Annotated in this window: 10 protein-coding genes and 1 pseudogene; 7 read left to right on the top strand and 4 right to left on the bottom strand. The window is 65.9% G+C overall.

Annotated elements, in window-relative coordinates:
* Positions 1 to 72: 72 nt before the first annotated feature.
* A pseudogene (locus AS96_RS10300) lies at positions 73 to 861 on the top strand (cytochrome c oxidase assembly protein); the annotation flags it as partial.
* An 83-nt stretch (positions 862 to 944) separates the two neighbouring features.
* Here the strand turns inward: AS96_RS10300 and AS96_RS10295 are convergent.
* The 4 genes from AS96_RS10295 to AS96_RS10280 form a co-directional block, all read right to left on the bottom strand.
* Entirely contained in the window at positions 945 to 1,289 is a 345-nt protein-coding gene (locus AS96_RS10295; protein WP_036289360.1) for an ArsR/SmtB family transcription factor, read from the bottom strand.
* Positions 1,286 to 2,536: an MFS transporter gene (locus tag AS96_RS10290; protein ID WP_036289348.1), complete on the bottom strand. Its 1,251-nt coding sequence runs from the start codon at positions 2,534 to 2,536 to the stop codon at positions 1,286 to 1,288. Before AS96_RS10290 ends, AS96_RS10295 begins: the two co-directional genes overlap by 4 nt.
* Before the next feature lie 218 nt (positions 2,537 to 2,754).
* Positions 2,755 to 3,237: a hypothetical protein gene (locus tag AS96_RS10285; RefSeq protein WP_051498841.1), complete on the bottom strand. Its 483-nt coding sequence runs from the start codon at positions 3,235 to 3,237 to the stop codon at positions 2,755 to 2,757.
* Between the two features lie 28 nt (positions 3,238 to 3,265).
* On the bottom strand, positions 3,266 to 4,327 hold the full coding sequence (locus AS96_RS10280) for a heparan-alpha-glucosaminide N-acetyltransferase domain-containing protein (RefSeq protein WP_051498840.1): 1,062 nt from the start codon (positions 4,325 to 4,327) through the stop codon (positions 3,266 to 3,268).
* Between the two features lie 69 nt (positions 4,328 to 4,396).
* Here AS96_RS10280 and AS96_RS10275 point away from each other — a divergent pair, with 69 nt between their 5' ends.
* The 6 genes from AS96_RS10275 (at position 4,397) to AS96_RS15725 (ending at position 11,313) form a co-directional block, all read left to right on the top strand.
* Entirely contained in the window at positions 4,397 to 6,016 is a 1,620-nt protein-coding gene (locus AS96_RS10275) for a gamma-glutamyltransferase (protein WP_081768039.1), read from the top strand.
* Positions 6,017 to 6,285: 269 nt separating this feature from the next.
* Positions 6,286 to 7,332 carry an NAD(P)-binding domain-containing protein gene (locus AS96_RS10270; RefSeq protein WP_081768038.1) on the top strand — a complete coding sequence of 349 codons (1,047 nt, stop codon included), beginning with the start codon at positions 6,286 to 6,288 and terminating at the stop codon, positions 7,330 to 7,332.
* Positions 7,329 to 8,258, top strand: coding sequence for a cytochrome c oxidase assembly protein (locus AS96_RS10265; protein ID WP_036289335.1), 930 nt, complete (start codon positions 7,329 to 7,331; stop codon positions 8,256 to 8,258). The genes AS96_RS10270 and AS96_RS10265 overlap by 4 nt, the downstream gene beginning before the upstream one ends.
* 504 nt (positions 8,259 to 8,762) lie before the next feature.
* Positions 8,763 to 9,482 carry an AraC family transcriptional regulator gene (locus tag AS96_RS14715; RefSeq protein ID WP_147251418.1) on the top strand — a complete coding sequence of 240 codons (720 nt, stop codon included), beginning with the start codon at positions 8,763 to 8,765 and terminating at the stop codon, positions 9,480 to 9,482.
* A gap of 302 nt (positions 9,483 to 9,784) precedes the next feature.
* Positions 9,785 to 10,690, top strand: coding sequence for a bifunctional DNA primase/polymerase (locus AS96_RS10255; protein WP_036289368.1), 906 nt, complete (start codon positions 9,785 to 9,787; stop codon positions 10,688 to 10,690).
* 8 nt (positions 10,691 to 10,698) lie between these two features.
* Positions 10,699 to 11,313, top strand: a complete 615-nt coding sequence (locus AS96_RS15725) for a DUF2637 domain-containing protein (protein ID WP_231477223.1) — start codon at positions 10,699 to 10,701, stop codon at positions 11,311 to 11,313.
* The last annotated feature ends 48 nt before the right edge of the window (positions 11,314 to 11,361 follow it).

The following is an 11,361-nucleotide window of genomic DNA, read 5'->3' as shown; positions in this document are numbered from 1 at the left end:
TGTTCATACGCAGCCGGGCTCTGCCTCTCCGCAGCCTTGCAATGGATTTAGCAACACGGCCTAGCGGCGACGACCGGTCTCGCCGTGGAGAACTACGGCTACGCGCTCATGTCGGTGTTCATGTTCCAGCAACTCACTCTGATGATGGCGATTCCGCCGCTACTCATCCTGGGATCCCCGGGCACCTTGCTGCTCCGCGCCACCCCGCACGTGGGAATGGGACGCACCGCGCTCGCCGTCGCCCAAGCGGGGCTGCGCAGTAGACTCGCGCGCTGGGCACTGAGCCCATGGGCCGCACTCCCTCTCTATCTCGCCGCGTTCTACGGCCTATACCTCGCGGGCTTCGCAGACTCCATCCTGGGCTCGACCGCGGGACACATCGCCCTCGAGGTGGCGTTCCTCGGCGCTGGAGTCATCTTCACGATCCCCATCCTGAGCTCCGACCCGCTGCCGGTCCGCCTCAGCCACGGCGGTCGCGCCCTCGACGTGTTCGCCGAAGCAGCCCTGCACGCCTTCTTCGGCGTGTTCCTCATGATGGCCACCACGATGCTCATCACCCACTTCGTCGCCCCCACGCAAGCCATGGGACTAGACCCCATCGAAGACCAGCAACTCGCCGGCGGACTCGCCTGGTCGTACGGCGAGGCCCCCACACTCCTCATGCTGATCTACGTCATGCACCGATGGTTCCGGGAAGACACCGCACGATCCGAGGCACAGGACCGGTACGTTGACATCCACGGATCATCCGAACTGGACGACTACAACGCGTACCTCCAGAAACTTCGCGAGCGGGACATCGGCCCGGTTCCGACATTCTCTCAGCGTGTTCCTCCGCGCTCACGTCGACCAAGTGCTTGAGGTCTCCGGCGACAGTACGACCGCCGGAGAGGGGCAGTGGTCGATAGCGCGGAAGGACTCTGACCGGGCTTCTCCGTACTGAATCACGCCTGGTGGTGGTGCGGTGTTCCTATGGCATGCTCGGCTTGCTTGAGCGCTTCGTCGACGAGGGCTACGGCGTGCTCGTCGGTGAGCCGATAGAAGACCCGGGTTCCTTCCTGCCGGGTGGTGACGATGCGGGCGAGTCTCATCTTCGCGAGATGTTGCGAGACAGCTGTCGAGTGTTTGTCGACGATATCGGCGAGGTGGTTGACGGACATCTCTCCGTCGCGGAGCGCGAGGATGAGGCGGACCCGCGTGGCGTCGGCGAGCATGGAGAAGATTTCGACGGCGAGTTCTACATAGGGGCTGTCGGGATGCCGAGCGCATGTGCTGTCCGAGTTGGTCATGAGGCCATCTTCTCCTGTTCAATCGATTTCGGTGTGTTCGTCGGGGATCGCCATCCGCGGCTGGCGATCAGCCCCGCCACGATGGCGATCACGGCGAGGACCGCGGCCGCGACCGTCAGGCTTGCGGCGCCGATCCATCCGGCCAGCGGGTAGGTGATGAGGAAGCAGGCGTGGGAAAGGGAGAACTGCGCCGTGTAGATGTAGTTGCGGGTGTTGTCATCCGATGCGCGAGCGAGCAGTCGCGCAGAGGGGGTGCTGATCATCGAGTTCCCTGCGCCGATGAACAGCCACAACGGGAGCAACAGCCACCAAGCACCTCCCCCGGCGGCCGACGTCGCCCAAGCGGTCATTCCCACTGCACCGATGAGGGCGAGGGAGCTGACAGTGGCTCCGGTGAGCATGAGGCGACGGTCGCCGATGCGTTCCACGAGTCTCGGGACGTTGATCGCGACCAGAAGGGACCCGGCGCCGTAGCAGGCGAGCGCGAATCCGAGGCTGCTGTTGTCGAACTGGAACACGTCTCGGGCGTAGACGACGGTGTTCACCAGCACCAGAGCGGTGCCGGCACCGACCACGAAGTTCATCGCCATCAGGAACCGCAGGCTTGGCGTCCTGGCGAAGATTCTTGCGCCGAGGGTTGTGCGGTGCCACACCGATCCTGTGGTCGTGACGGGTGTGCGCGAGGGGAACGGGGTCACCAGCACGAGCACGGCCGAGAGGGCGAAGCCGACCGCGGTGCCCACGAACAGCAGGTTGAACTCGATCACGCTCAGCAGCGCGGCAGCCAGCAACGGGCTCACCAGTGCTTCGAGGTCGTAGGCGAGACGGGACAGCGAGAGCGCCTTGGTGTAGTCGCGTTCGTTGGGCAGAACCACGGGGATTAGTGATTGGAACGCGGGGGTGAACGTCGCCGACGCGGACTGCAGGATGAACACCAGCAGGTAAATTTGCCAGATATCGGTGAGGAACGGCAGAGAGATGGCGACGGCGAGGCGGATCACGTCCGCCCCGATCAGTACGGCCTTCCTCGGCAGCCGATTCACTAGAGCGGCGATCACGGGCGCCACGCCCACATACGCGACCATCTTGATCGTCAGGGCGGTGCCCAGCACCGCCCCGGCATCAGCCCCGGCGATGTCGTACGCGAGCAGGCCGAGCGCGACGGTCAGCAGCCCGGTTCCCAGCAGCGCCACCACCTGAGCGGTGAACAGATTGCGGTAGCGAGACTCCCGCAGCACACTCAACACATCAAACCTCGTTACCTGCATAGTTGCGTAGATACGATGCAACCTTAGCACTCTCCGCAACGGCAGGCGCACTTCGCGGACGACTCACATCCGTCTGCGCTCCTGTGGGGAGGGGCTGCCCTGCCGCATGGGGATCTTCTGTTGACCAGGTCAGGCAGGCGGGCGGGAGCGTCAGGCTGGATGGAGAGGCCGGTTCCCTGCGGTGGTTGTGAGCCCGGTCAAGTCCGCGTGGACGCGCGTGCTTGCCCGGAGGACATGGGGTCTGCGGGTCCGTGACCGGAGCCCGGTCTGCGCACGAGCCCCGATCGCAGCAGGATGATCGTGTCGAGGACGAGAGTGGTGAGCACGCTGATCACGACGGCGACGAAGAAGATCATCGGCTCGATCCAATTCTGACCGCGAAGCAGGGTGAGCGTGATGAAGAACAGGATGAACTTCGCCAGCCAGCTGCCGAGGACGATGGCGAAGAAGATTGGCACGTACAGCGGCGAGCCGTACCAGCGGTTCGCGACAAGCAGGCTGATCGCGGTGATTGCCAAGAAGACGGCGGTCAGCACGACTCCGGTGATCGCGCTGATCAGACCCCGCTCTGCGGCAAGGAGCCAACCGATGCAAGCCCCGACAAAGGCGAGGCCGACGGTGATCCCCGCACTCCACCGCAATGTGCGGCGAAGGACTGGCGTGCTCGTCACTGTAGTCATCGTCGTCGCATTCCTCGGTCGTGGTGGGTCATGGGGACGCTCCGGGGCGTAGTTCCAGCCATCGGCCGCGGATGGCCCATTCCAGAGGGCCGGTGCGGAAGTGGCGCATCCATAGGAGCGCTCCGAGGATGCATCCGCCGATGGCGAGAAGGGAGACGCCGACGCCCTGCAGGAACGTGAATCCGTCCTCGGGTCGCAGCGCCGCGAGCAGGAACAGGTGGCCGACGTAGAACGTCAGCGCCATCTGTCCGGCGAGGACCACTGGTGTCGCGAAGCGAGACAGATGACTCCAGAACCGCAACAGGAGTCCGGTGACGAAGATCGCGCTGCCCACGCTGCTGATCACCCACAACGGCATCTGCCCGTGGGGCACCCCCGTCAACAGCAGGCCGTAGCCGCGCTCGGGTTCACCGAGAAGGAGGGGGAACAGCTCGGCTGCGGCCAGGGCGCCGACGCCGGCGATGCCGCCCGTGATGATCATCGCCTTCTGGCCCCGCCGCTCGCGCAGGTCCATGCGGCCCAGCATCATCCCGAACACGAACGGGATGATCCACACGACCAGAGGGTACGGACGCGACAGGAACAGCGTGTGCAGCAGGCCGGGAATGTCGCCGGACCATGCCAGCTCCGGACGGGGTTCGCCGGTGTGATCGAGGGATTCCCCGACAAAAATGAGCGGACCGACGATCATGAACACGGTGATGAGTCCGATCAGCACGCTGGTCGGAAGCCGGTATAAGAGGAGGGCCACAAGGAACAGCCCGCCGTATAGAGGGAGGATGACGTTGACCCCGTGCGGGAGTAAACCGAGCAGAAGACCGCCGACAATCAGGATTGCTGCACGCCAGAGGACGACGATGATCCGTCGGCGCCCGTGGTCGGCGCGCAGGAACAGGCTCATCGATACGCCCGCAATGAGGACGAACAGCACCGATGCCCGGCCGTAGGGCAGAAACCACAACCGTTGAAACACGCTCTCGTTCGCGACAGGCCCGACGTTGACGATGATCATGCCGATCAGTGCGAGACCGCGGGCAGCGTCGATCGCGAAGAGCCGTTTCGACGCAGAGGCAGCGGTAATGGTTCCCATCACTACGGATCGTAACCTGCACACCTACGCATCTCCTGAGCTACGCAGATTGTTTGTTAGCATCGGTAGATGCCCCGCCTCGCCACCCGGCCGGCCGTTCTGGCCGCCCTCGTCCTCGTGACGGCGATGCTTGCCGGCTGCACGCCCACCGAGCCGACCCCGACACGGTCACCCCTCAGTAGCTCGACGCCCTCCCCCACGCCGACGCTTCCTCCGCTCGCCCAAGGCGCGGTGGCGGCAGGGCATCCGCTCTCCGCCGAAGCCGGCACAGCTGTCCTCCGCCAAGGCGGCAACGCGGTCGACGCCGCGATTGCCGCGGCCTTCGCCGACACGGTACTGCAGCCGGACGCGTCCAGTATCGGCGGCGGCGGCTCGGCCATCATCGCCGATAGCGACGATCTCGACTACGTGGACTACCGCGACGAGGTGAACACCGCTGGCTCGGTGCCGTCCTCGGGAGCGGGGATCCCTGGGTTCGTCGCCGGAATGGCGGCCCTGCACGAGCGTTACGGGACGCTGCCCTGGGAAACGCTACTCGAACCGGCGATCGCGCTCGCACGAGACGGCGCCCCCCTCTCCTCATATCTGGCCGGGCAACTCCAGTACCTCCCTGGTGGCGCGGCGGACGTACCGCCGTTCTATGACGCTGACGGCCGAAGGCTGCTCGCCGACGCGACATTCGTGCAGAGCACGCTCGCCGAGACGCTCAGCACGATCGCCACGGAGGGCGCGGACGCGTTCTACACCGGATCGCTGGTTCCGCGTCTGGCCGACGTGCCCGGGATCGACGCCGAATCTCTCGCCGCCTACGAGGTGCAATGGTCCGACCCGCCAGCCGGGACGTTCGGGGACTACACCGTCGTCTCGGCGGCACCGGCGTTGCCGGGCGCCGCGGTGATACAGCAGCTGCAGATCGAAGAAGCCCTCGGAATCGCCGGGGCAGCTCCCGGGTCGGCAGATTTCATCGACATCCAGACTCGCGCCTGGCGGATCGCCAACAACTCGATTCAGACGCTCTTCGGCGACCCGAACTTCGTTGACGTCCCCGTTGACGAGCTCACCGACCCGGAGGCCAACGCCGCCCTGGCGGCCTCCGCGGGCGCGGCTGGGACAGCGGAGGGTGAAGATGTCGACGGGAACACGACGCACATCTCGGTCGTCGATGAGAACGGGCTGACCGTGTCCATGACGAACACCGTCACCGACTTCTGGGGCTCGAAACAGTACGTCGCCGGGTTCTTCTTCAACAACTCCCTCAAACGGTTCAATGACATCGGTACTGCCGGGCTGAACGTCGTCCGGCCCGGCGCACGATCGGTTAGCTGGTCGGCGCCGAGCCTCGTCCTCGATGCCACCGGCCCGCCGGTACTGGTAGTAGGTCTTCCCGGTGGGCGACAGATCCCCAGCACTCTTGCCACCGTCATCGCCCTGTGGGCCATGCACGATGCGAGTGTCGAAGAAGCCGTCCTCGCCCCACGATTCCAATTGCTCACCAACGACGTCCTTCGCCTCGAGTCCGACAGTGTCGCCGCCGAGCTCCGTGGTCGCGGCTACACCGTGGAGGTGTCTGGCTACCCGCCCGTGTTCGGATCGGTACAGGCTCTCGAGATCGACTGGCAAACCCGGTCCGTGACCGGCTTCGCCGACCCACGGCGTGCGGCAGGTGTCAGCTACACAGGCTCCGGATAGATACGAACCACCCATGAACCAACTGTCCGTCGTTGCGTCGAACATCCCGACCCGTGGGGTTGAGTCAGCTCGTGTCCCTCCCGTCGCGGCAGGAACGATCCCGTGTGGATAACCAGCGTCGCGCAACTGATCGCACTCGTGGTGATTATTGTGCTCATCGGGCTGGGAGCGCCAGAACGCCGCGAAGGAGAACCGCTCCCGACGTTTCGAGACGAGTGGGACGACATGAAAGCCGCCGTTCGGCGAGCCTGGAATCGGATACTCCGAAAATGACCAGTAGGAGAGCGATCAAGAAGCTCCCGCTGGGCATGGGCCGTCGGCGAGCGATTATCGTCGGCGCGGGACAATCAGGCCTCGCCGTCGCAGCCGCTTTGGTGGAAGGCGGGCTTACCCCACAACACGAGTTCGTCATCATCGACGCGAGCTCCGGAGAGACGAGTTGGGCGAACAGGTGGCACTCGATGGTGTTGCTCAGCGACGCACGCCACAGCACTCTGGTCGGCTATCCAACGGTAGGAAATCAGCGCCGCCACCTGACGGCGAATGAAATGTCCCGCTATCTCGCCGATACCGCTGCTCGCATAGGAGTGAAGCCGTTGTGGAGGACCCGCGCCATCGGAGTGGAGCGACGCGGCGCAGAAGAGACGACCCTCGTACTTTCGACGTCGGTCGGTGACGTGCAAACCCGAAATGTGGTCTGCGCGACCGGCGCTGCCTCTCGCCCCCGACGTCCACAATGGTTCTCCGGCCTGGACGTTCCCGGAATGGCGTTACACAGCAGCGACTATCACGACCCGAAGCAACTCCCGCCCGGCGATGTGCTGATCGTCGGCGGCGGGAATACCGGTGTGCAACTGGCGAGGGAGCTGAACGACTCTCACACCGTGACGCTGTCGGTTCGCACCCCCCGGCGCCGGCACGCCCTCGCGTTCTTTCCCCATAGCAGTGGCAGATACAGACACCTGATCGAGGGCAAGCGTCAACCGGAGCCGCTTTACACCGACAGTTACCAGTCGCTCAGACGCGACGGAATAGCTATCAGCTCAGCCGTCACCAGCGCCCACGGACCGACCGTATCTCTGGCCGACGGTTCCACCCTCAGGCCGACATCCGTCATTGCCGCCACGGGCTATCTCCCCGGTGACGACTGGCTTCCCGACCACGCCCATCCGACAGGCCACCACCCTACCCAGACAACGATCCCAGGCCTAACCGTTGCCGGAATGCCCCGATTCAGCCGCCCCGGCAGCGACACCATCCACGGCATACACCGGGATGCACTGCTCATCGCCCGCAGCATCCTCGACCGACCATGACGACAACGCTCTCCGGCACTGCGCCTCCGACTGTCGAGAATCTGCTCGCCCTCGCACCGAGCAGTGCGTCGCTTCTTGCGCCGATCGCCGTCCTGCTGGCCGCGCTCTATGTCTGGGGAGCAATGCGCCTCTGGTCCCAGCGCCGTCGATGGTCCATCTTGCGGACCATCTCCTTCCTGCTTGGTTGTGTCCTCCTCTTCCTAACCGGCGGCCTCGGTCTGAACACCTACGGAAGTCTGTCGGTCGCCGCACTGGTGTTCCAACAGATCACCTTGATGACCGTCGTCACCCCACTGCTGATCGTCGGCTCACCTGGTCGACTACTCCTGCGGGCTACACCGCACCGCGGCCTCGGCGTGTTCGCGCTGCGTGTTGCGCATGCCGGTCTGCGCTCGCGCTTAGCCCGAGCCGTTCTGCACCCCGTCGTCGCGATCCTCGTCGCCGCCGCGCTCTACCTCGGGCTGTACCTGACCGACCTGGTCAGTGTCATCATCCGCCTCCCTGCCGGACACGAGCTCCTGCTGCTCACGTTCCTCATCAGCGGGACCATCGCCGCCGTCCCGCTCTGGTCCTCCGACCCACTGCCCCGCACCCCGTCCTACGCCGCCCGCCTCATCGACGTAATTGCCGAGATCCAGATCCACGCCGTCTTTGGACTGATCCTTCTCCTGAGCAGTACACCACTGTTCGTGGCCTTCACCAATCCCACGATCGGGTGGCCAATCGACCCGCTTCGCGATCAGGCGATCGCGGGGACCCTGGCATGGACATATGCCGAGCTACCCCTGCTGATCGTCCTCATTGTCACACTATCCCGCTGGCGCTCCCGTGACCTCACACTCGCTGATCGCCGACGAGATCAAGATGACGCAGAAAGGGAGGAATACAACGCCTACCTCGCCACCCTTAGCCAGCACGACCGGTGAACGCAACCGGCCGCGTCGCGCTCGTCCAGAGCTGCTGTCTCGCTTGCAAGAGGCTTCGTCGGCGCGGCACCACGCAGTTGCTTCTCGTAGCTCCGCGAGTACGGCCCCGCTGCCGTGTGCGACAGCTTCCCGTTTCCCAGGGCTGATCGGCACCGTGCTTGGCTGCCATGTCTTCGATCGTGTCGTGCTTCGCGGGAGTGAGCGATAGCACGCCAGGGAGTCGGCCGGTGTGGGAGCGGGAGTCAACTTTCAGCAGCGCCGACTGCTCACGAACAACTCTCGTTCCCGCCCGCGCGACGCAGTGGCGCTGGAGCTGTGGCGGTCGAGGTTGCGAGGACTCTTCCGTCCAGCCGGGCGATCTTCCGGCAGACGAAGATTCTGAACGTGCTCGAGGGCACGTGCGAGATCGCGACGGCCGACGGCGTCTTTACGCTACGGCCCGGCACGTCGTTCGCTCTCGGCTCGGGACGCTGGTGCCAGATTAGGCCGGCCCCGTCTGTGCGAATGTGGGCGGTATACGCTGATGATGAGTTCTGGCTCTCGCAGATGTCGTGGTTCTTCCCGGATCGCTCACGGGTCCTCGCGGGCATCCACCCGCATGAGTGGGGCGGCATACCGCTGCTGATCGAACCCGGCGTGGAGGCGCTGAGGCAGATCGAACCGCTGTGGCGACAGATGAGCATCCTGTCTGACGGGTCTCATCCGCCAGAAGTCGTCGCTACTCGCACGGTTGAGCTGCTCGCCCGCTGGGTGGGGATGGTGCTGCCGACGTTCCTCTCGGCGGAGAATGGCCAACGTGATACGCAACCTCCGTGGAGACCGATTGACGGGCGCCTGACCGACCCGGCGGTGATCGGCCATATCGGCGACACGGTACGCATGCTCCGTACACGGATGGCCGAGCCGTGGACGGTCGGAGCTCTCGCTCGCGAAGCTTCGCTCTCGCGCACGCACCTCACACGCATGTTTCTGCTGCACACCGGGGCGCCGCCGATGCGGTTCCTCACGGAGATCCGGCTGACCGAGTTCACCCGGCTGATCGAGGAGACCGATCTGTCCGTGGGCCGCGCCGCGGCTGCCTCCGGATGGCGCGATCCGCGTGTAGCGTCGAACTGGTTCCAGCGCCGCTTCGGGGTCACCCCGACGCAGTACCGCCTCACCCCGCACCCGTCCCTCGAGGAACTTTGCGCTCGGAGGGTCATCGAGGACGAGTCCGTAGGCTGAGTCCCGGCATCGTCACTCGCTGTGTGAACCGTCTTTCTTCACGCATGACCCGTTTTCGTCTTCTGCCTCTCGACGTATCTGCTGCCGGGCCAGTAGACCGGGCCAGACACGTCGGGTTCGTTGTGGAGCCTGACGGTCGTCACACCATCTTTCGTCCGTCCTCGCTCCGCTGACCCTCCCGGCGCACCTCATGGTCGCAAGGGCAACCGCTTCCTGCGGTGGCCTGCCGGGAGGAGGAGCGGGTGGCTACCGAGGAGACGAGGAACGACGCTCGCGAACCCCGTGATGGGTTCGCGGAGGTGATGACGCGTGTCTCACCAGCCTGGCATCCCGCCGTCGCTGCTCGCGAGTTCGCCGCCGCTGGGGTGCCAGTGTTCCCGTGCGCACCGGGCGGAAAGCGCCCGGTGACGGAGAACGGGTTCCACGATGCGACTACTGAGGCACGTCAGGTCGATGTGTGGTGGCGGGCGCGGCCCGGTGCGAACATCGGCATGCCCACCGGCGAAGTCTCCGGGGTCGTCGTGGTCGACGTCGACGTGCATGGGCCCGTGAACGGCTACGGTTCGATGCGTCGCGCGCAGCAGGCGGGCTTGGTCGACGGGTGGATGTTCCTCGTGGCCACGCCGTCGGGCGGCACGCACGCCTACTACCCGGCGGTGCCGGGCCAGCAGCAGCGCTCCTGGCAGGCGGCACGCGCCGCCGTCGACTTCCGCGGGGACGGCGGATACATTGTGCTGCCGCCGTCGAGTGTTCTCGTCAACGGGGCAAGGGCCGGCTACCGCCTGCAGCAGTTGGGGTCTGGTCCGAGCGCGCCGGTGGACGCGGCGGGGTTGCGGGACTTCCTCGACCCGCGCCCGCAACCTCGCTCGCTACCTCGGAACGCGGCGATGAGCGGCGCCGCATCCGACGTGTCGCGGCTTGCGGCGTGGGTCGCGAACCGTCAGGAAGGCGAACGCAATCGCGGCCTGTTCTGGGCTGCCTGCCGCCTTGCGGAGAACGGTGTGAACCCCGTGGAAGCTCTTGACCTTCTGGGTGCCGCAGCGGGTCATGCAGGTCTTGCGGAACGGGAGATTGTCACGACCGTCCGCTCCGCCTACCGTGCTGCGCATCCCTCGGCCAGGGAGCGGACGCCGGATCGCCCCGGCGGCTCCTTCGCTCGCGCTCCGGCCCCTGCCGCTCCAGCACCCGCATTCGGAGGGCTGTCATGATCGCCGGGATGGATCGCCGGTGGGCGGTGCTGACCGCGGCGGTCGGGACGGTGTTCATCGCCGCCGGCGCGTTCTGGTTGAGTTTCACCGCTCTCGCGGACCTCGCAGCACGCTCCGGAATCGGCGCCGGGCAGTCATGGGCCTGGCCGCTCATTGTCGACGGGATCATCGTCGTCGCGACCGTCGCCGTCGTCGCTCTCGGCGGGCAGCGCTCGGCGTGGTACCCGTGGACGCTGTTGATCGGCGGCGCGCTCGTCTCGGTGACTGCCAACGCGATCCACGCCGTCGTCGCCGCGGACGCCGACGTGCCCGGAGTGCTGGCCGCCGCTGTCGCCGCCGTGCCTCCCGTGGTGCTGCTGGCGATCACGCACCTGACGGTCGTGCTCACCCGACCGACCACCGGCCCAGCACGACGGGAACTTCAAAGGCTCGGTGAGAAGGTCGCGCCCGCGCGAGACGACCACGCACCGCCAGCGCAGCATCTGACTCCGCTGGCGGTACGCGCCCGAACATCGGAAAGCGATGTCGCGCGGGCGGCTCCTGATGAGAGACCGAGCGGCGATCGGCGGATGCAGGCGGCCGCGTTCCGGGAGGCGCGCTGGTCTAACTGTACTTCCCCGTGACGTTGTGAACGCGGGCTGAGGGGGTCTGGCCTCCGATCCCGGTGTGGG

The organism is Microbacterium sp. MRS-1 (genome assembly GCF_000585455.1).
In the GTDB taxonomy this organism is placed as follows: domain Bacteria; phylum Actinomycetota; class Actinomycetes; order Actinomycetales; family Microbacteriaceae; genus Microbacterium; species Microbacterium laevaniformans.
Note: the sequence above shows the minus strand (reverse complement) of the source record. Positions and strands in the feature narration are given on the sequence as shown.

Bases quoted from the DNA above. Each gene is read 5' to 3' on its own strand.
- AS96_RS10295 (WP_036289360.1), bottom strand. From the start codon at position 1,289: ATGACCAACTCGGACAGCACATGCGCTCGGCATCCCGACAGCCCCTAT.
- AS96_RS10285 (WP_051498841.1), bottom strand. From the start codon at position 3,237: ATGACTACAGTGACGAGCACGCCAGTCCTTCGCCGCACATTGCGGTGG.
- AS96_RS10280 (WP_051498840.1), bottom strand. From the start codon at position 4,327: ATGGGAACCATTACCGCTGCCTCTGCGTCGAAACGGCTCTTCGCGATC.
- AS96_RS10275 (WP_081768039.1), top strand. From the start codon at position 4,397: ATGCCCCGCCTCGCCACCCGGCCGGCCGTTCTGGCCGCCCTCGTCCTC.
- AS96_RS10270 (WP_081768038.1), top strand. From the start codon at position 6,286: ATGACCAGTAGGAGAGCGATCAAGAAGCTCCCGCTGGGCATGGGCCGT.
- AS96_RS10265 (WP_036289335.1), top strand. From the start codon at position 7,329: ATGACGACAACGCTCTCCGGCACTGCGCCTCCGACTGTCGAGAATCTG.
- AS96_RS14715 (WP_147251418.1), top strand. From the start codon at position 8,763: ATGTGGGCGGTATACGCTGATGATGAGTTCTGGCTCTCGCAGATGTCG.
- AS96_RS10255 (WP_036289368.1), top strand. From the start codon at position 9,785: ATGACGCGTGTCTCACCAGCCTGGCATCCCGCCGTCGCTGCTCGCGAG.
- AS96_RS15725 (WP_231477223.1), top strand. From the start codon at position 10,699: ATGGATCGCCGGTGGGCGGTGCTGACCGCGGCGGTCGGGACGGTGTTC.